18 protein-coding genes are annotated in these 19289 nt (G+C 69.4%); 7 read left to right on the forward strand and 11 right to left on the reverse strand.

Annotated features, from left to right (window positions below):
• Nucleotides 1-5: 5 nt before the first annotated feature.
• Nucleotides 6-488 (forward strand): methylated-DNA--[protein]-cysteine S-methyltransferase, encoded by a 483-nt coding sequence (locus tag ACZ6I3_RS26660; RefSeq protein WP_469417970.1) that lies wholly within the window; start codon nt 6-8, stop codon nt 486-488.
• Here ACZ6I3_RS26660 and ACZ6I3_RS26665 read toward each other — a convergent pair.
• Nucleotides 485-1216: an SIR2 family NAD-dependent protein deacylase gene (locus tag ACZ6I3_RS26665; protein ID WP_469417972.1), complete on the reverse strand. Its 732-nt coding sequence runs from the start codon at nt 1214-1216 to the stop codon at nt 485-487. The genes ACZ6I3_RS26660 and ACZ6I3_RS26665 overlap by 4 nt on opposite strands.
• Before the next feature lie 171 nt (nt 1217-1387).
• Here ACZ6I3_RS26665 and ACZ6I3_RS26670 point away from each other — a divergent pair, with 171 nt between their 5' ends.
• Entirely contained in the window at nt 1388-2206 is an 819-nt protein-coding gene (locus ACZ6I3_RS26670; protein ID WP_469417973.1) for a GAF domain-containing protein, read from the forward strand.
• A 19-nt stretch (nt 2207-2225) separates the two neighbouring features.
• Nucleotides 2226-2609, forward strand: coding sequence for a hypothetical protein (locus tag ACZ6I3_RS26675; protein ID WP_469417975.1), 384 nt, complete (start codon nt 2226-2228; stop codon nt 2607-2609).
• Nucleotides 2610-2624: 15 nt separating this feature from the next.
• On the opposite strand, the gene ACZ6I3_RS26680 is transcribed toward ACZ6I3_RS26675, so the two are convergent.
• Nucleotides 2625-3119, reverse strand: coding sequence for an NUDIX domain-containing protein (locus tag ACZ6I3_RS26680; protein ID WP_469417976.1), 495 nt, complete (start codon nt 3117-3119; stop codon nt 2625-2627).
• A gap of 18 nt (nt 3120-3137) precedes the next feature.
• The gene (locus tag ACZ6I3_RS26685) at nt 3138-4208 is read right to left on the reverse strand and encodes an ADP-ribosylglycohydrolase family protein (protein ID WP_469417977.1); all 1071 of its coding nucleotides are present in this window, start codon (nt 4206-4208) and stop codon (nt 3138-3140) included.
• Between the two features lie 201 nt (nt 4209-4409).
• On the opposite strand from ACZ6I3_RS26685, the gene ACZ6I3_RS26690 reads away from it, so the two are divergent.
• A complete protein-coding gene (locus tag ACZ6I3_RS26690) occupies nt 4410-5528 on the forward strand; it encodes a glycerate kinase (protein ID WP_469418051.1) in 1119 nt (372 codons plus the stop codon).
• Nucleotides 5529-5651: 123 nt separating this feature from the next.
• Here ACZ6I3_RS26690 and ACZ6I3_RS26695 read toward each other — a convergent pair whose 3' ends face one another.
• The gene (locus ACZ6I3_RS26695; RefSeq protein WP_469417978.1) at nt 5652-6023 is read right to left on the reverse strand and encodes a hypothetical protein; all 372 of its coding nucleotides are present in this window, start codon (nt 6021-6023) and stop codon (nt 5652-5654) included.
• Nucleotides 6024-6527: 504 nt separating this feature from the next.
• Here ACZ6I3_RS26695 and ACZ6I3_RS26700 point away from each other — a divergent pair.
• The 3 genes from ACZ6I3_RS26700 to ACZ6I3_RS26710 all read left to right on the forward strand — a co-directional run bounded on the left by ACZ6I3_RS26700 (nt 6528) and on the right by ACZ6I3_RS26710 (nt 11080).
• Nucleotides 6528-7238: an ABC transporter ATP-binding protein gene (locus ACZ6I3_RS26700; protein ID WP_469417980.1), complete on the forward strand. Its 711-nt coding sequence runs from the start codon at nt 6528-6530 to the stop codon at nt 7236-7238.
• Nucleotides 7239-7327: 89 nt separating this feature from the next.
• Complete coding sequence (locus ACZ6I3_RS26705; RefSeq protein ID WP_469417982.1) at nt 7328-9466, forward strand: ABC transporter permease; 2139 nt, start codon at nt 7328-7330, stop codon at nt 9464-9466.
• A gap of 159 nt (nt 9467-9625) precedes the next feature.
• Nucleotides 9626-11080, forward strand: a complete 1455-nt coding sequence (locus ACZ6I3_RS26710; RefSeq protein ID WP_469417984.1) for a glycosyltransferase family 39 protein — start codon at nt 9626-9628, stop codon at nt 11078-11080.
• An 87-nt stretch (nt 11081-11167) separates the two neighbouring features.
• Here ACZ6I3_RS26710 and pssA read toward each other — a convergent pair whose 3' ends face one another.
• The 7 genes from pssA to ccrA form a co-directional block, all read right to left on the reverse strand.
• On the reverse strand, nt 11168-12028 hold the full coding sequence (pssA, locus tag ACZ6I3_RS26715) for a CDP-diacylglycerol--serine O-phosphatidyltransferase (protein ID WP_469417985.1): 861 nt from the start codon (nt 12026-12028) through the stop codon (nt 11168-11170).
• The gene (locus ACZ6I3_RS26720; protein WP_215117587.1) at nt 12015-12671 is read right to left on the reverse strand and encodes a phosphatidylserine decarboxylase; all 657 of its coding nucleotides are present in this window, start codon (nt 12669-12671) and stop codon (nt 12015-12017) included. The genes pssA and ACZ6I3_RS26720 overlap by 14 nt, the downstream gene beginning before the upstream one ends.
• Before the next feature lie 170 nt (nt 12672-12841).
• Entirely contained in the window at nt 12842-14047 is a 1206-nt protein-coding gene (locus ACZ6I3_RS26725; RefSeq protein WP_469417986.1) for an acyl-CoA dehydrogenase family protein, read from the reverse strand.
• A 2-nt stretch (nt 14048-14049) separates the two neighbouring features.
• On the reverse strand, nt 14050-14562 hold the full coding sequence (locus ACZ6I3_RS26730) for a MaoC family dehydratase (RefSeq protein ID WP_215117585.1): 513 nt from the start codon (nt 14560-14562) through the stop codon (nt 14050-14052).
• A gap of 5 nt (nt 14563-14567) precedes the next feature.
• Nucleotides 14568-15530: an HpcH/HpaI aldolase/citrate lyase family protein gene (locus tag ACZ6I3_RS26735; RefSeq protein ID WP_382486804.1), complete on the reverse strand. Its 963-nt coding sequence runs from the start codon at nt 15528-15530 to the stop codon at nt 14568-14570.
• A complete protein-coding gene (locus tag ACZ6I3_RS26740) occupies nt 15527-17554 on the reverse strand; it encodes a protein meaA (protein ID WP_469417988.1) in 2028 nt (675 codons plus the stop codon). Before ACZ6I3_RS26740 ends, ACZ6I3_RS26735 begins: the two co-directional genes overlap by 4 nt.
• An 8-nt stretch (nt 17555-17562) precedes the next feature.
• Entirely contained in the window at nt 17563-18900 is a 1338-nt protein-coding gene (ccrA, locus tag ACZ6I3_RS26745; RefSeq protein ID WP_469418053.1) for a crotonyl-CoA carboxylase/reductase, read from the reverse strand.
• Nucleotides 18901-19289 lie beyond the last annotated feature (389 nt).

Consider the following 19289-nt stretch of genomic DNA (forward strand, 5'->3'; position numbering starts at 1 on the left):
GTTCGATGAAGCACCACACCGTGACCGACAGCCCCTACGGCCCCCTCACCCTCGTCGCCGACGACGGAGTGCTGTGCGGCCTCTACATGACCGACCAGCGCCACCGCCCGCCGGAGGAGACCTTCGGCACCCGCGACGACACCCTGTTCGCGGAGACGGAGGAGCAACTGGAGGCGTACTTCGCGGGCGACCTCAAGGAGTTCACCGTCGAACTCCGCCTGACAGGAACCCCGTTCCAGCGCACCGTCTGGGAGCAGCTGAGCCGCATCCCGTACGGCGAGACCCGCACCTACGGCCAACTCGCCGCCGGCCTCGGCACCCCCACCGCCTCCCGGGCGGTCGGCCTCGCCAACGGCCGCAACCCCGTCGGCATCATCCTCCCCTGCCACCGCGTCCTCGGCGCCAACGGCAGCCTCACGGGCTACGGCGGCGGCCTGGACCGCAAGCGCAGGCTGCTGGAGTTCGAGAGCGGGTCCGCGCTGTTCTAGGCGGCGTCGCCGAGGCGGCGCAGCAGTTCGGGCAGGGCCGTGCCGATGGGTTCCCGCACGATCTCGTCGGCTCGCTCGTCGTACGGCGTCGGCTCGGCGTTGACGATGATCAGACGGGCTCCGTGGTCGGCGGCGACACCGGCGAGACCGGCGGCGGGCTGGACCTTCAGGCTCGTGCCGACGGCGACGAACACCTCGCAGGCCTTGCTGATGGCGGCCGCCTCGCCGAGGACGACGGGGTCGAGCCGCTCGCCGAACATCACCGTCGCCGACTTCAGGACACCGCCGCACTCCAGACACGGCGGATCGTCCTCACCGGCCTCGACCCGTGCCAGCGCGTCCCGCATCGGGCCGCGGGTGTGGCAGCCGGTGCACACGAAACTCCGTGCCGTGCCGTGCAGTTCGAGGACCTTGCGGGCCGGCATCCCGGCGAGCTGGTGCAGCCCGTCCACGTTCTGTGTGATCACCCGCACCGGTACTCCCGACCCCTCCAGGTCGGCGATGGCCCGGTGGGCGGCGTTGGGCTCGGCCTGCAGCGTCCGGTTCTTGCGCCGCATCTGCCACGACCGCCGCCGGATCTCCGGATCGCCCATGTAGTACTCGTACGTCACGAGCTTCTCGGCCTCCGGATCCCGCCGCCACAGTCCGTTCGGCCCGCGGTAGTCCGGGATCCCGGAGTCGGTGCTGATACCCGCACCGGTGAGGAGGGCGACTAGAGGCTTGGCCATGAGCCGAGGGTAGGACGCCGGGCCGATCGAGGCGAACGGATATGCGACAGGAGAAGCCTTCGGGGCCTGGCGGGAACCGGCGCACCCGCCGCGGCGTCTGTGCAGGTCGGGCGCGGCTTCGGTCGCCCCGGAGCGCAGCGTTCGAACTCGGGACCGAGGTGATGGGGCGGGATGGCATGGCTCCGCAAGTACTGGTTAAAGATCTTCCTGTTGACGTTGGCCAGCTTCCTGGCAGCGGGGGCCTTCGTCGCCTCGGTCGTCGCGGGCGACGAGCACAGCGAGTACCGGCACACAGCGTTGTGGACCGGGGCCGCGCTGGCCCTGATGGTCGTTCTGGTCACCGCGAGTGAAACCGCCCTCAACGAGAGAGAGCGGGTCAAGGCACGCGAGGAGGCCAGTCAGACGGCGGCGCAGCTCCGTCTCTGGTACAACGACGTCCTGCTCCAGTTGTCCAAACCGCTGGGCAGGCTCACGCAGGAGCACGCGGCCGCGTACGGCGCCACCGGCGCGACGCCGCCCGCGGGCCTGGTCACCACCCGCTCCACGGAGTCGACCACGATCCGCCGCTCCGCACTCGTCGGCGCGGCCACCCTCACCGCCCGACTCGATTCCGCCGGGCTTCCCACCGCCCGAAGCGCCTACTACCGTCTGGACAACCGTGCCCAGCACGAATTCGTACTCGACGACTGGGCGGGCCGTCCTTCCGCTCCCCGGGCGAAGATCGACGGAGCCGCCGGCAGCCACTTCGTGCATGACATCCTGGACACCCGGAGCGCCTACCACGCGGGCGCGGCGACCGGGCTCGTCAGCAAGGTGGACCAGGGCAGCACCGACTACCGGTCGGTCATCGCCGTACCGGTGATGGCGGGCGGCAAGGAGTTCGGCGTGCTGGCAGTCGACGCCCCGAACGACACCGACCTGACGGTGGATCATGTCCGACTGGTGCAGGGCTTGGCTGACGTGCTCGGTGCCGCATTGGCGCTGACCTAGGTCAGGAGGGGGAGAACCGATGATGCCCGCCCGACGTTTCAGCTTCAACCTTCGCGCCATCCGTCTTCGCCGGGTCCGCGAGCCCCGGCTGCCGGAAGGAATGAACCACGTCCGCGAGACGCTCGCCATGGCACACGCCCGACAGCGGTACGAGCAGCAGGCGCGCCAGGAGTTCGACGAACGGGTCGACCGGGAGAGCGGCACGTCCGGCTGGGAGACCTTCAGCCTGTTCGTCCTGTCCATCGGCGCTCTGGCCTGCGCTCTCCTGGGCACGCTGAGCGGCGCCGCCCGGTGGCTGTCCTACTCCCTGGGCGGGGTGGGCGTGCTGTGCTTCGCGCTGATTCTGCTCCGGTGGGTCTGGGCTCGCCGTCGACGCGGACGTCCTCCTGTGCTGCGCGACTGACGCCGGCGGCCCGGGTCAGCCGACGCGCCGGCCGTTCTCCAGCTCCGCCGTGCCCGAACCGTCCGCCAGGACGTCCAGCGCGGTCAGGACGCGACCGCCGAGGGCGCCCGGCAGGTAGTCGGGCAGCTCCTCGCGTGGGACCAGACGCCAGGAGAGCAGTTCCGCCTCCTGGAGGCGGATCTCCTTGATGTCGTCCTCGCCGAGCACCCCGCCGTCGTACAGGTACGCCACCAGCGGTGGACGCCCCGGGCCGTGCACCCAGTCCACTGCCAGCAGCCGGCCGAGCTCGCGGTCCAGGCCGATCTCCTCGGCCGTCTCGCGCCGAGCGCCCTGCCGCGGGGTCTCGCCGTCGTCGGACTCGATCGTGCCGCCGGGCAGCGTCCAGCCCTCCCGGTAGTTGGGCTCGACGAGCAGCACCCGCCCCCCGCCGTCCCGGAACAGCGCGGCGGCGCCGGCCAGGACGCGGGGCAGGGACGCGATGTAGGCGGCGAAGTCAGCAGAGGTGGTCATGGGGGCAGGGTAACCACGTCAGGCCTGCAGATCCGCCAGCCGCAGCGTCCGCTCCGCCAGCTCGCTGATCCGCACCCCGTCGAAGCCGAACACCGCACTGCGGACCGTGTCCTCCAGCGGGGCCTTCCAGTGCTCCGGGATGGCGGCCGCCCCGCCGAACACGCCCGCCACCGAACCCGCGGTCGCGCCGTTGGAGTCGGTGTCCAGGCCGCCGCGGACGGTCAGGGTGATGGTGCGCGTGAAGTCGCCGTCGCCGTAGAGCAGGCCGGCCGTCAGGACCGCGGCATTCGGAACGGTGTGGATCCAGCCCATCCCGACGGTCTCCTCGGCGACCGTGGTGAGCGTGTCCTCCCAGGACATCCGGGTGTCGTGCAGGGAGACCACCCGGCGTACCGTGCGGGCGAGGCGGCTGCTCGCCGGGATCACGGTCAGGGCCTGGTCGACCGCATGCCGCACGGTGGGTGCCGTGAACGCCGCCGCGATCAGCGCCGCCGCCCACATCGCCCCGTAGACCCCGTTGCCGGTGTGCGACAGCACCGCGTCCCGCCGGGCCAGCGAGGCGGCCCGGCGCGGCACGCCCGGGCAGGTCCAGCCGTAGATGTCGGCCCTGATCAGCGCCCCGATCCACTCCTGGTACGGATTGTCGTACGTCGCCGTCAGCGGCGGCTTGAGCCCGCCGGCCAGATTGCGGTAAGCGGCCCGCTCGGCGGTGAACGTCTGGAGGTACGGCAGCCGCAGCAGCCACAGGTCGCCGACCTGCTCGGTGCTGAAGCCGAAGCCGTGGGTCTCCAGCAGGTGGAGGCCGAGGATCGCGTAGTCGACGTCGTCGTCACGGCAGCTGCCGTGGATCCGGCCGCGCACACACTGGCGCCACTCGGGCCGCAGCGCGGTCGCGTCGTCGCCCGAGGGCTCGGGCAGGTAGTCGGTCAGGGGGAGGGCAGCGGCCTGTCTGAGGTAGCGGTCGATGCGGTCGCGTGTCCAGACCTCGCCCTGTTCGACCGGTTTGCCGAGCATGTTGCCCGCGATGCGGCCCAGCCAGCCGCCGAGGATGCGGTCGGCGAGCGCTGCTTCGGTGTCGACGAGGGTCATGGTTACGGTCTACCCGTTTCCGCGGGATCGCCCGAGCAGCCGGGGCCGCCGGTCCAGGAGTCGGGCAGATGCTGACGGCCGGGGCGTCCTGAGGTTAAGGTCACAGCGGCGCGACTGGCCCTGACGTGCGTGAGGGCCCGGAGAGCAAGGGGAGTGCAAGTGGCAGACGCTGCAGTGAGCGGTACCCGAACGACGCAGCGGGTGCTCGTCGCCGCGGACAAGTTCAAGGGGTCGCTGACGGCCGTGGAGGTCGCCGAGCGGGTGACGGCCGGGCTGCGCCGGGCCGTGCCGGACCTCGAGGTCGAGGCGCTGCCGGTGGCCGACGGCGGCGACGGCACCGTGGCCGCGGCGGTCGCGGCCGGGTTCGAGCGCCGGGAGGTAAGGGTCGCCGGCCCCCTCGGCGGTGAGGTGACGGCGGCGTTCGCGCTGCGCGACGGCACCGCGGTCGTGGAGATGGCCGAGGCGAGCGGACTCCAGCGGCTGCCCGCCGGCGTCTTCGCCCCGCTCACGGCGTCCACGTACGGCTCCGGTGAGCTGCTGCAGGCCGCCCTGGACGCGGGCGCCCGCACGATCGTCTTCGGGGTCGGCGGCAGCGCCACCACGGACGGCGGCGCCGGGATGCTGTCCGCGCTGGGCGCCCGGTTCCTGGACGCGGACGGCGAGCCGGTACCGCCGGGCGGCGGCGGCCTCGCCGAACTGGCCACAGCCGATCTGTCGGGCCTCGACCCGCGCCTCACCGAGGTCGAACTGGTCCTCGCCAGCGACGTCGACAACCCGCTGACCGGCCCGAAGGGCGCGCCCGCGGTCTACGGCCCGCAGAAGGGCGCCTCACCGGACGACGTGGCGGCCCTGGACACCGCCCTCGCGCACTTCGCGAAGGTGCTGGAGGGGCCGGCCGGTCCGAAGGCCGCCGAATACGCCGCCTCGCCCGGCGCGGGCGCGGCCGGCGGCATCGGCTACGGCGCCCTGCTGCTGGGCGCCCGGTTCCGCCCCGGCATCGAGGTCATGCTCGACGTCCTGGGCTTCGCCCCCGCGCTGGACCGCGCCGATCTGGTGATCACCGGCGAGGGCTCCCTCGACGAGCAGACCCTGCACGGCAAGGCCCCGGCGGGCGTCGCGGCGGCGGCCCGCGCCGCCGGCAAGGACGTCGTGGCGGTCTGCGGCCGCCTCGCCCTCCCCCCGGAAGTCCTGGGCCGCTCCGGCTTCCGCCGGGCCTACCCCCTGACGGACGCGGAACCGGACGTGGCGAAGTGCATCGCCGAGGCGGGGCCGATCCTGGAACGGGTCGCGCAACGGATCGCCCGGGATTTCCTGACCTGAGCCGGACCCTCGTCGCAGCAGAGGAGGGCCCGGCGCGTGCGACGAGTGAGGCCCGGATGCGGGAAGCATCCGGGCCTTGACACGATCGTCAAACGCCAGTGAGCCGCTGTCCGGGGCGCGGTATCAGCGTCCGTCGCCGGGCCGGTCGTCCGGGCCGCACTTGTCCGGGGTCCCGTCGAACTGCACGCAAGCGGTGACCTTCACGACGTAGTTGCTCGTGGAGGAGTCGCTGTACGTGGTCTCTCCCTGGCCCTTGGTGTTCCAGAGGCGGAGGCCCTTGGTGTTCTTGCGGTCGAACTCCGAGTAGACGGGGTTCCCGTCCGCGCTCTCGTCGCGCACGGCGACGTTCTTGTTGCCGGACGACTGCCAGCTGTAGGCGTAAGAGATGTGGATGTTCGGGTTGGTGTGGTGGTTGAGCCTGGAAGTGACGTCCTCGCCGGCGTCGGCGTAGGCCGGCGATGCCCCCGCAACGGCGCCGAGCATGGCGACTGCCATCGCAGCCTTCTTGGCGCTCCTGGATATCTGCATGATTCTCCCCTGTGACGCAGCAACTCAACAGCTGCGATTGGTGGTCATCACGATGACGGCCTTCAGAGACGACGCACCCATGGGCGGACGACGCGAGGCAGGTCAGGCCAAGCGGCTTCCGTTGTAGAGCCCCCCATGGAAGCGAGAAGAAGACCTTCCTCGCGACCAGTGCAAGATCATATGCCAAAGTCGGCGGCTGGCAAGGGAAATTGCGGCGGGGCCGGCATCGGGCCAACTGGCGCAACGTGATGGTGCCGAGGGCATGCTGTTATCTCTTTTCACGTTGGCCTACTATCGGCACCGATCGCGAGAGGCTGACCTCTCTCGCGCAACGGGGGACGATTCGCGGGGGCGCTCTTTCATGCTCACCGGAAGCCCGCCATCCGCGGGACAGAGGGGGCCGCCTCTGCCCTGCAGCGCCACCGCGACGTCGCACGGTGGCGCGGCAACAGCTACCCGAGGGCACATCACGTGAGCAACTCTGACATCGGGCCCGAGCCCGATCCCGTACTCCACATTCAGGATCTGGACTACTCGGTCCGCAATCGCTCCCTGTTCAAGGGTCTGCAGCTCAGCGTCCGTGCCGGCGAGTCAGTAGCGATCACGGGTCCGAGCGGTTCGGGCAAGAGCACGCTGCTCTCGTCGATCCTCGGTCTCATCGAGCCGCACGGCGGAAGCATCAGGGTCGCCGGTGCGGAAGTGACGAAGCTGCGCGGGAAGCAGATGGCCAAGCTGCGCAGCGAAACCATCGGCACGGTCTTCCAGTTCGGAGAGCTGCTGCCCGAACTCAGCCCGCTGGACAACGTGGCGCTGGCGGCGCTGTTGTCGCGTTCTGACCGCGCCGGCGCGTACCGCCAGGCACAGCGACTGCTGGACGAACTAGGCGTTCCGCGGGCGGAGACGACAGAGGAACTCTCCGGAGGCGAGCATCAGCGGACAGCTGTGGCCCGTGCGCTGATCAACTCGCCCGAGCTGATTCTGGCCGATGAGCCCACTGGCTCCCTCGACCCTGACGCCACTGCACGCATCGCGGAACTGCTCTTCGAGTTCCCTCGGCGGCGCGGGTGTGGGCTGGTGCTGGTGACGCACGATGTCGAGGTTGCCGCACGAGCGGACCGGGTGCTGCGTCTTGAGGCCGGTCTGCTGGTTCCCGCCCCCTCGCGGGAGGCGGTGGAGGCGTGAGCGGGGCGAGACACGGTGGCTTGTCACTTCAGCTGCTGCGCATAGGACGCGACGCGGGCCGACGCTCGGAGGCGGCCGGAACCAGGGCCGTGGCCCTGGCGCTTTCGGCTTTCGCTGTCGCACTGTGCCTGGGTCTGCTGGCGATGGTGCACGCCTCCTATGCCGGCAAGGAGTTGCGGCGCGACGCCAGGACCCCGGTCGGGCAGACAGAGCGATCAGAGGCAACCCGCGCCACGCTGTGGCTGGCCGGCTCTGACGCGCTGAAAGGGCAGCGGATCTTCAGCGTCGTATTCATCGCGCCGCACACGCCGAACGCACCGCTTCCCCCAGGGGTGGATCGCTGGCCGGGGCCGGGTGAGGCCGTTCTGTCCCCCGGTCTGCTGAAAGCCGGCGCCGCGGAGGGGATCGCCGACCGCTACGGAAAACTCTCGGGCACGGTCGGACAGGAGGGGTTGGACGACCCCGGAGAGTGGCTCGCCTACGTCCGGCCCGCCAAGAGCATGAAGGCCGAGGCGCCGATCGAGACCGTGGTCGGTTTCGGGCCGGAGGCAGGCATGCCGGCTGAAGGCTTGCAGCCAGGAATGGGGCGCGACAACGACAAGCCCGAGTGGATGTTCCAGAGCCTCGTCCTCGGCCTGCTGCTCGTACCGGGTCTCGTGCTCCTGTTCACCGCACTCCGTGCCGGCGCACAGGGCCGTGACCGCAGAGGCGCCCTGGTCGACTCCCTGGGAGGGCTGAGGCGCGACCGGGCCCTGATCGCCGTGGGCGAGGCGATGCGACCGGTGACGTGGGGAGCCTTCGCGTCGCTTCCGTTCTTCGCCGTGGCCGCTTTCGTCGACATCCGGGTCCCGTTCGTCGGCTACGTGACGTCATCCGCCGACGTGCGTCAGCACGGCTGGCCGGTGCTGCTGACTCCCGTGGCCGTCATGGTGACGGCGCTGGCCCTTGCCGTCATCAACGATCAGCTGTCCGGCCGGGCCAGGGGGACCCGGCCCGCCGGCGCGAGCAGGTCACGCCGGCAGCGGTACCTCGCGCTTCTCTGTGCGCCGGCGATCCTGCTCGCCAGCCGCGGTCCGGAACTCGCCGGCGACCATACGCAGTACCGGGCATGGATCAGCTGGATCGGCCTTGCCCTCGTCGTCCTCACCCTGCCGGCCGGAGTGGCAGTCGTGGTGGCCAAGCTCGGGGGAAGCCTGGAGCGGACCGGGCGGCAGCGAGGGTGGGCCGGTGCGCTGATCGCGGGCCGCCGCATCAGCCACTACCCGGCGACCACGGCCCGCCTGGTCACCGGTGTGACGGTTGCGCTGATCGTCTTCACGCAGGCCCTCGCCTGGCAGGCGATGTTCGGGACCTACAACGCCGCGATGGAGGAGGTCCTCAGCGCTACCGACCGGAACGTGGCCGAAGTCGGTCCCAGAGGGACGGTCTCCACCAGGGAGACCGCCGCCTATCTCCAGTTCATCCCCGAGGGCAATGTGCCTGTCGTCCTCGCGCCTCCCCGCACCGCCGGTGACGGCCCCATCACGATCAGCGGAGGATGCGTCGCTCTGGAGAGCCTTCGGTTGCCGTGTTCGCCCACACCGGCCCGCGTCGATGTCGCTCTCGATCGGCGCCTGCAGCAGCTGCTCCACTGGAACACGCAGGGCGGCACCTATCTGAAGGTGGTCAGGGCCGACCATGCCGAGCTGGCCAGGCAGAGCGCGCGGAGCACCAACACCCTGGCGGTGGTGAGGGCCGATGGCGGCATCCCTGCCGTCGCGGCTCTCAAGGAAGCCTCCTACCGGGCTTATCCCCGCGGGGCCCAAGTCCGTTTTCCCGGGGAGGAGTGGCTGGCGGACGGCATTCCGGACCGGGACCAGGGCCGGTGGATCCGGCTCTTCGGTGTGCTGGGGACGGGACTCCTCGTGCTCGCCATCGGCCTCAGTGGCAAAGCCGAGTTCCTGCGCCAGGGCCGGGCACTGGCGCCGCTGACCGTGTTGACCGGTGGATACCGGGTCTTTCGCAGCAGCGCGGCCTGGGCGATCGTCGCGCCGCTCGCGCTCGCCGCCCTGGCCGGGTGCGTCGTCGCGGCCTGGACCGCACGACCGGTCGCCCGGCCAGGAATGGCCTATTTCGTCCCCGGGGGCCTCATGGCGGCCACCGTCACCGTGGTGCTCGCCGTGTCTGTCGTGATGGGGCTGTGGGCTGCTCGCGTCGCCGGGCAACAGGCACGCGACTGGCGAGCCTAGCCATCACCTCCCGTATGCGTCGGTGATCCGGCCGACCCTCCGCTCCCGCCGGTCAGGGCGCTCTTCCCGTACGAGGCCATCGGCCCGCACCGGGCGTCTCATCGGACGCCCGGGGCCGACTTCGGTCGGCTCCGCCATCCCAAGGATCTGAACAACTCCATGAGCTGCCACATAACCATCCTGCGGCGCCGCCTGCCCGTCTGGCCGATACCGCTGCTGTGGACCCTCGCCCTCGGCCTGTGGGGGCTGTCCCGCCAGCACAGCGTGTGGCGGGACGAAGCCGCGACCTGGCAGGTGGCCCGGCGGTCCACCGCCGACATCTGGCACATGCTGGGGGAGGTCGATGCCGTGCACGGCCTCTACTACCTGCTGATGCACGGGCTCTTCGAATGCTTCGGGCCCGGCATCGCGACACTGCGCCTGCCCTCCGTGCTGGCCGCGGCGGTGGCCGCGGCGTGTGTGACGGTCATCGGCCACCGGCTGGCCGATGGCCGGGCGGGTCTGGGAGCAGGGCTGATCTTCGGGCTGCTTCCCGCTGTGCAGTTCTACCTCCAGGAGGGACGCCCGTACGCACTGGTCGCGGCAGGCGCCGGCATCTCCACACTGCTGCTGGTCACCGCGTTGCAGGGGCGCGACCGCACAGCGGTCTGGGTGGCTTACGGCGGTACGGTCCTGCTGTGCGCGCTGCTCAACTGGCTGTCGCTGCTGATACTGCCCGCGCACGCGGCGACCCTGGCCTGGACGAGAACCGGGCGCGGGACATGGACCCGCTGGGCGGCGACCGCCACGGCCGCCGTGGCAGCCGCCCTGCCGATGATCCTGTTCACCCTGACCCAGGCCCGGCAGGTGTCCTGGATACCGCCGCTGACCTGGCACATGCTGATCGGTCCGGCGATCGTGCTGGCCATCGGCGCTCTCGGGGCCCTGCTGGACCGGCCACGGGCAGGCCGGCTGTCGCTGGCAGCCGTCGCTCTGCCCTTGCTGGCCGTGCCGCAGATCGGCCTGATCGGCCTCTCCCTGGCCAAGCCACTCTTCCTGGACCGTTATGTCCTGTTCAGCATGCTGGGCCTGGCCCTGCTGATCGGTGCGGCACTGAGTGCGCTGGCACGGACGATCAAGCCGTGGTTCCCCCGCGTGTCACGATGGCTGGTGCCGGCCGTGGTCGCCGTGGCCGTGATCGCACTGTGGCCGCAGTCGCTGGCCAAACGGTCCCCGGCCAGCCGCGTGGACGATGTGCTGGCGGTGGCGGCGGACGTGCGACAGCTCAAGAAGGATGGCGACGCGGTTGTCTTCGTTCCGGCGGCCCGCCGCGATACCGCGCTGGTTTCCCCCGCCGCGTTCGCCGGTCTCGAGGACATCGCGCTGGCGGAGAGTCCTGTGGCGTCCGGGACGCTGAAGGGTGAGGAGGCGAGCCCGGAGCGCATACGGACCGCGATGCTGGCACGGCGGAGGGTCCTGCTGATCACCGATATGCCTGAGGTGGCCCGGCCGGTGTCGGCGGAAAGGGACAAGGAGAAGATCGCCGTCCTGAAGAAGCGCTTCACGGTGGTGGCGGACCAGCAGGTCCGCGGGCGGCGGGTGACGGTGTACGAAAGGCTCCGGCCGGACAGGTAGGGCACCGAGGGTCTGCCGCGGAAAACCCGAGGGGCCCGGACCGAGTCGCGATTCGGTCCGGGCCCCTCGGGCAATGTGTAAGCCGGGCTACGGGACCTGCGCCGCCCGCGCCTCGCGGCTCTCGCGCCGGTTGTCACGGAAGGTGTTCACCCGACGCGCCGTGGCGAACAGCGGGATCGTCGCCCCCATCACGATCTGCAGCGCGCAGCCCATCTGCAGCAGTACCTGGCCCCCCGGCGCGTCGAACGCCCAGGCCGCCAGCATGCCCATGGCCGACACGATCCAGCCGAGCATCGCCACCGCGAGGACGCCCCGCGGCTTCGGGTACTCGACTCGGCTCACCATCAGCCACGCGGTACCGATGACGGCCAGCAGCGTCGCCTCGAACGGCAGCTCAAGCAGCACGATCGACACGACCGTCAGTGCCCCGAACGGCGACGGCATGCCCTGGAACGTCCCGTCCTTCACGGTGACGCACGAGAACCGCGCAAGCCGCAGCACCACCGCCAACAGCACGACGATCGCGCCCACCGCCGCGACCCGCTCATGCGCGTCCCGCGCGACCATGCCGTACACGAGCACGAAGTACGCGGGTGCCAGACCGAAGCTGATCAGGTCGGAGAGGTTGTCCAGCTCCGCGCCCATCGGCGACGACCGCAGCTTGCGGGCGACGAGACCGTCGAACAGGTCGAACACCGCCGCGCACAGCATCAGGATCACGGCCGTGGCCGCGCTGTTGCGGGCCATGCCCAGATCGTCACCCGAGAGGTGCGGGATGAGGATGCCGGTGGTCGTGAAGTACACCGCCATGAACCCGCACGTGGCGTTGCCGAGCGTGAGAGTGTCCGCTATCGAGAGGCGAAGGGAGAGGGGCATCTCCTCTTCTTCGTCCACCTCGTCGGCCTCCGGGACCCAGCCGGCCTTGGTATCAGAATCAATCACGGTCAATGCGAGTCACCCCAGCCACGGTCTTCTGACCGACCTCGACGTCTACCTCCACGCCCTCGGGCAGGTAGATGTCCACACGCGAACCGAAACGGATCAGTCCGATCCGCTCGCCCTGCTCGACCTTGGTGCCCTGGGGCACGTAGGGAACGATGCGACGGGCGACCGCGCCGGCGATCTGGATCATCTCGATGTCGCCGAGCTCGGTGTCGAAGTGCCACACGACCCGCTCGTTGTTCTCGCTCTCCTTGTTGAAAGCGGGAACGAAGCCACCGGGGATGTGCTCGACCGACGTCACCGTGCCGGCCAGCGGCGCGCGGTTGACGTGCACGTTGAGCGGGCTCATGAAGATCGCGACGCGGGTGCGGCCGTCCTTCCACGGCATGATGCTCTGCACCACACCGTCGGCGGGCGAGATGACCCGGCCCTGGGTGATCTCGCGCTCGGGGTCGCGGAAGAACCACAGCATCCCCGCCGCAAGCGCGGTGGCGGGAACGGCGACGGCCTTGGCGGCGCCGGAGCGCCGGGCACGGGCCAGGCTGAGGGCTGCGGTGGCGACGGTCGGAAGAAGCCACGGCGATGCTCCGCGCGCGAGGCGTACGCCGGCCCGGCTGTCGCGTGGTGCAGAGGTTTGGCTGTGGGGCATGGATGACCTTCGTAGCGGATGAGGCCGCACTCTGACGGGGGACGGCGGCTTTCCGGCGATGGTAGCGGCTCGGGGCCGTAACTGGGTAAGCCAGGCAGCCGAGTCGGCGGCTGAAGCGTGCTGACGGGGTGTGATCTTCTTCTCCAAGAAAACACCCCGTATCCGGACATCTAGCCCTGGAATCGATACTCTTCGAGCAGTCGCCGACCGATGATCATTTTCTGGATCTCGGCGGTACCTTCACCGATGAGCAGCATCGGAGCCTCACGGTAGAGGCGTTCGATCTCGTACTCCTTGGAGAAGCCGTAGCCGCCGTGGATCCGGAAGGCGTCCTCGACGACCTCCTTGCAGTACTCGGAGGCGAGGTACTTCGCCATCCCAGCCTCGAGGTCGTTTCGCTCACCGGAGTCCTTTTTGCGAGCTGCATTGACCATCATCGCATGCGCGGCCTCGACCTTGGTAGCCATCTCGGCCAGCTTGAACTGGATCGCCTGGTGCTGGGCGATCGGCTTCCCGAAGGTGTGGCGCTGCTGCGAATACCGCACTCCCAGTTCGAACGCACGCTGTGCGACACCGCAGCCACGTGCCGCCACATTGACGCGCCCGACCTCGACGCCGTCCATCATCTGGTAGAAACCACGGCCGGTGACCCCGCCGAGCACCCGATCCGCAGGAATCCGCAGGCCATCCATGATGAGTTCGGTGGTGTCGACCCCCTTGTAGCCCATCTTGTCGATCTTCCCGGGGATGGTGAGGCCGGGGCGGACCTCGCCGAATCCGGGCTCCTTCTCGACGAGGAAGGTCGTCATCGACTTGTGGGGCGCGGTGCCCTCGGGGTGACCTTCGTCACTTCGGACCAGGACGGCCACCAGCGACGACGTGCCGCCGTTGGTCAGCCACATCTTCTGGCCGTTCAGGACGTACTCCTCGCCGTCCCGCACCGCCTTCGACGTGATCGCCGAGACGTCCGAGCCGAGGGCCGGCTCCGACATCGAGAACGCGCCGCGGATGTCGCCCGCCGCCATCCTCGGCAGGAAATGGTCCTTCTGTTCCTGCGTGCCGTGTTGCTTGAGCATGTACGCCACGATGAAGTGGGTGTTGATGATGCCGGACACCGACATCCACCCGCGGGCGATCTCCTCGACGCAGAGGGCGTACGTCAGGAGCGACTCGCCCAGACCGCCGTACTCCTCGGGGATCATCAGGCCGAAGAGGCCCAAATCCTTGAGGCCGTCGACGATCTGCTGCGGGTACTCGTCGCGGTGCTCCAGCTCGGTCGCGACCGGGATGATCTCCTTGTCCACGAAGTCGCGGACGGTGGAGAGGATCTCCTGCTGAATGTCGGTCAGACCGGCGGTCTGGGCGAGTCGCGCCATGGCTACTTCTCCTGCTCCTTGAGCTCGGGGCGGCCGGGCTGCTCGCCGCCGCGCTCCTTGATGTAGGTCTCGGTCGGCACCATGACCTTGCGGCGGAACACGCAGACCAGCGTGCCGTCCTGCTTGTAGCCCTTGGTCTCGACATAGACGATGCCGCGGTCGTTCTTCGACTTGGAAGGCCACTTGTCGAGCACGGTCGTCTGGCCGTACAGCGTGTCGCCGTGGAAGGTCGGCGCCACGTGCTTGAGCGACTCGATCTCCAGGTTGGCGATGGCCTTGCCGGAGATGTCCGGGACGGACATGCCGAGCAGGAGGGAGTAGATGTAGTTCCCGACCACGACGTTCTTGCCGAAGTCGGTCGTCTTCTCGGCGTAGTTGACGTCCATGTGGAGCGGGTGGTGGTTCATGGTGAGGAGACAGAACAGGTGGTCGTCGTACTCCGTGACCGTCTTTCCCGGCCAGTGCTTGTACGTCGCCCCGACCTCGAACTCCTCGTAGGTGCGTCCGAACTGCATCGCCGTCACGCCTCCGGGATCTCGAACTTGCTGGTCCGCTGCATGCCGGCGGCCCGGCCCTTGCCGGAGACGACCAGGGCCATCTTGCGGCTGGCCTCGTCGATCATCTCGTCGCCGAGCATCGCGGAGCCCTTCTTGCCGCCCGCCTCGGACGTGTAGTAGTCGTACGCGTCCAGGATCAGCTCGGCGTGGTCGTAGTCCTCCTGCGAGGGCGAGAAGATCTCGTTCGACGCCTCGACCTGGCCCGGGTGCAGCACCCACTTGCCGTCGAAGCCGAGGGCGGCGGCGCGCTGGGCGACCTCGCGGTAGCCGTCGATGTTGCGGATCTGCAGGTAGGGGCCGTCGATCGCCTGGAGGTTGTTGGCGCGGGCGGCCATCAGGATCTTCATCAGGATGTAGTGGTAGGCGTCCGCCGGGTAGCCGGGCGGCTGCTCGCCCACGACCAGCGACTTCATGTTGATGGAGGCCATGAAGTCGGCCGGGCCGAAGATGATCGTCTCGACGCGCGGGGAGGCCGTCGCGATCTCGTTGACGTTGTTCAGGCCCTGCGCGTTCTCGATCTGCGCCTCGATGCCGATCTTGCCGACCTCGAAGCCCATCGTCTTCTCGATCTGCGTCAGCAGCAGGTCGAGGGCGACGACCTGCTGGGCCGTCTGCACCTTCGGCAGCATGATGCAGTCGAGGTTCTGGCCGGCGCCCTCGACGACCGTGACGACGTCCCGGTACGTCCACTCGGTCGTCCAGTCGTTGACCCGCACGACGCGCGTCTTGCCCGTCCAGTCGCCCTCGTTGAGGAACTTGACGATGGTGTGCCGCGCCTCGGGCTTGGCGAGCGGGGCGCACGCGTCCTCCAGGTCGAGGAAGACCTGGTCGGCCGGGAGGCCCTGTGCCTTCTCGAGAAAGCGGGGGTTCGAGCCCGGTACCGCCAGGCAGGAACGCCGGGGGCGAAGGCGGTTGACCGTGGTCATGCGGGGACCTCCAGGGGGTCGAGCTTGTTCGCTTTCCGGATCTCGTCGACGATGCGGCCGATGATTCCGGTGATGTCGAAGTCCTTCGGGGTGAAGACGGCGGCCACACCTGCGGCCCTGAGCTGCTCGGCGTCACCGTTGGGGATGATGCCACCGGCGATCACCGGAATATCTGTGGCACCGGCCACACGCAGCCGTTCGAGCACGTCCGGGACCAGTTGGGCGTGCGAGCCGGACAGGATGGACAGGCCGACCGCGTGAACGTCCTCGTCGATGGCCGCGTCCACGATCTGCTCGGGCGTCAGCCGGATGCCCTGGTAGACCACCTCGAAGCCGGCGTCACGCGCGCGCACGGCGATCTGCTCCGCGCCGTTGGAGTGCCCGTCCAGGCCCGGCTTGCCGACCAGGAAGCGCAGCTTGCCGACTCCCAGGTCCTTGGCCGTCAGATCCACCTTGCGGCGGACCAGGGCCAGCGTGCTGCCCTCCTCGACCGGGACGGCCACGGGCGCCGACGAGACGCCCGTCGGAGCACGGAACTCGCCGAACACCTCGCGCAGGGCCCCGGCCCACTCGCCGGTCGTCGCCCCGGCGCGGGCGCACTCCAGGGTGGCCTCCATCAGGTTCCCGGTGCCGCGGGCGGCCTCCTTCAGCTTCTCCAGCGCCTTGCAGGGGCGCGGGTGGTTGAAGGGCGGCTGGTAGCGGTTGTCGCGCCAGTTCTGCAGACCCGCGATCACCCGGGCCTCCACCGCCGGGTCGACGGTCTGGATCGCGGTGTCCAGGTCGGCGGTCAGCGGGTTCGGTTCGGTGCCCTCGAAGGCGTTGACACCGATGATCTTCTCCTGGCCCGACTCGATCCGGCCCCGGCGTTCCGCGTGCGAGGAGACCAGCTGCGACTTGAGGTAGCCGGACTCGACGGCCGCCATCGCGCCGCCCATCTCCTGGATACGGTCGATCTCCGCGAGCGAGGCCTCGACCAGTTCCTCCACCTTCGCCTCGATCACCTTCGAGCCGTCGAAGATGTCCTCGTACTCCAGCAGATCGCTCTCGTAGGCCAGCACCTGCTGGATGCGCAGCGACCACTGCTGGTCCCAGGGGCGGGGCAGGCCCAGCGCCTCGTTCCAGGCGGGCAGCTGCACGGCACGCGCGCGGGCGTCCTTGGAGAGGGTCACGGCCAGCATCTCGAGCACGATCCGCTGGACGTTGTTCTCCGGCTGCGCCTCCGTCAGGCCCAGGGAGTTGACCTGGACGCCGTAGCGGAAGCGGCGGTGCTTGGGGTTCTCGATGCCGTACCGCTCGCGGGTGACCTTGTCCCAGATGCGGCCGAAGGCGCGCATCTTGCACATCTCCTCGACGAAACGGACGCCCGCGTTCACGAAGAACGAGATACGGCCGACGACGTCGCCCATGCGCTCCTGCGGCACCTGGCCGGAGTCGCGCACGGCGTCGAGCACGGCGATCGCGGTGGACATCGCGTACGCGATCTCCTGCACCGGCGTGGCGCCCGCCTCCTGCAGGTGGTAGCTGCAGATGTTGATCGGGTTCCACTTCGGGAGGTGGGAGACCGTGTACGCGATCATGTCCGTCGTCAGGCGGAGGCTCGGCCCCGGCGGGAACACATGGGTGCCGCGGGACAGGTACTCCTTGACGATGTCGTTCTGGGTCGTGCCCTGGAGCTTGGTGATGTCCGCACCCTGCTCCTCGGCGACGACCTGGTAGAGCGCCAGCAGCCACATGGCCGTGGCGTTGATGGTCATCGAGGTGTTCATCTGCTCCAGGGGGATGTCCTGGAACAGCCGGCGCATGTCACCGAGGTGCGCGATCGGCACACCGACCCGGCCGACCTCGCCGCGGGCGAGGATGTGGTCGGAGTCGTAGCCGGTCTGCGTCGGCAGGTCGAACGCCACCGACAGACCCGTCTGCCCCTTGGCGAGATTGCGCCGGTACAGCTCGTTGGACGCCTCGGCCGTGGAGTGACCGGCGTACGTGCGCATGAGCCACGGCCGGTCCTTCTGACGCTCACTCATGGACGACCTCAGATGTTCCGGAAGCGGTTGATGGCGTCGATGTGCTTGGCGCGCTTCTCGTGGTCGCGCACGCCCAGGCCCTCCTCGGGGGCCAGCGCGAGCACGCCGACCTTGCCCTGGTGGAGGTTGCGGTGCACGTCGTAGGCGGCCTGGCCGGTGTCCTCCAGGGAGTACACCTTCGACAGGGTCGGGTGGATCTTGCCCTTCGCGATGAGCCGGTTGGCTTCCCAGGCCTCGCGGTAGTTGGCGAAGTGCGAACCGATGATCCGCTTCAGCGACATCCACAGGTAGCGGTTGTCGTACTCGTGCATGTAGCCCGAGGTCGAGGCGCAGGTGGTGATGGTGCCGCCCTTGCGGGTGACGAACACGCTCGCGCCGAAGGTCTCACGGCCGGGGTGCTCGAAGACGATGTCGATGTCCTCGCCGCCGGTGAGTTCGCGGATGCGCTTGCCGAAGCGCTTCCACTCCTTGGGGTCCTGGGTGTTCTCGTCCTTCCAGAACTTGTAGCCCTCGGCGTTGCGGTCGATGATCGCGTCCGCGCCCATGGACCGGCAGATGTCCGCCTTCTGCTCGCTGGAGACGACGCAGATCGGGTTGGCGCCGCCGGCCAGCGCGAACTGGGTGGCGTAGGAGCCGAGTCCGCCGCTCGCGCCCCAGATGAGCACGTTGTCGCCCTGCTTCATGGCGGCGCCGTTGCGGGAGACCAGCTGCCGGTAGGCGGTGGAGTTGACCAGGCCGGGGGCGGCGGCCTCCTCCCAGCTGAGGTGGTCGGGCTTGGGCATCAGCTGGTTCGACTTGACCAGCGCGACCTCGGCGAGGCCGCCGAAGTTGGTCTCGAAGCCCCAGATGCGCTGCTCGGGGTCGAGCATCGTGTCGTTGTGGCCGTCGGACGACTCCAGCTCGACGGAGAGGCAGTGCGCGACGACCTCGTCACCGGGCTGCCAGGCGTTGACGCCCGGGCCGGTGCGCAGGACGACGCCCGCGAGGTCGGAGCCGATGATGTGGTACGGCAGGTCGTGGCGCTTGGCCAGCTCGTTGGTGCGGCCGTAGCGCTCCAGGAACCCGAAGGTCGACAGCGGCTCGAAGATCGAGGTCCACACCGAGTTGTAGTTGACCGAGGAGGCCATGACGGCCACCAGGGCCTCGCCCGGGCCGAGCTCCGGGACCGGAACCTCGTCCAGGTGGATCGACTTGCGGGGGTCCTTGTCGCGGGTGGTGAGCCCCGCGAACATCTCCGTCTCGTCCTTGTGCACGGTGATCGCGCGGTACGACTCGGGGAGCGGGAGGGCGGCGAAGTCCTCCGACACGGAGTCGGGCGACTGGATCGCGGCCAGGATGTCCTTCATGGTCACGGTGTTGCCTCCGGCGGTGTGCGCCCTGAGGGAGGGGCGCTGAGGGTTACGTCGTTGCTGCTGAGGGTTGAGGGAGTGCCGTCGGTTCGGCGGTGGTGCTGTTCGGCAGCGCTTTGTGGCGCGGGAGGTTGCCTGTGACGCAGGCGTCCGGGCGAGCAGGCGGTGAGCTTGCTGGGACGTCGCCCGGACCTCTTCAACGTATGACACCGCGTGTCACCCCGCAAGGCACTGAGTGCCAGAACTTGCTCTCAGATGAAATCTTTACGTAACAAATGAGCGATGATCGATCGAATGGCCTCGGCGGGGCATGTCAAAACGGCCCCTGACATGCCAAAACGGCCACCCCGTGGGGTGGCCGTCATCACAGTGGCGCGAGCTGCTCC

The sequence above is a fragment of the Streptomyces sp. NPDC041940 genome (assembly GCF_055589465.1).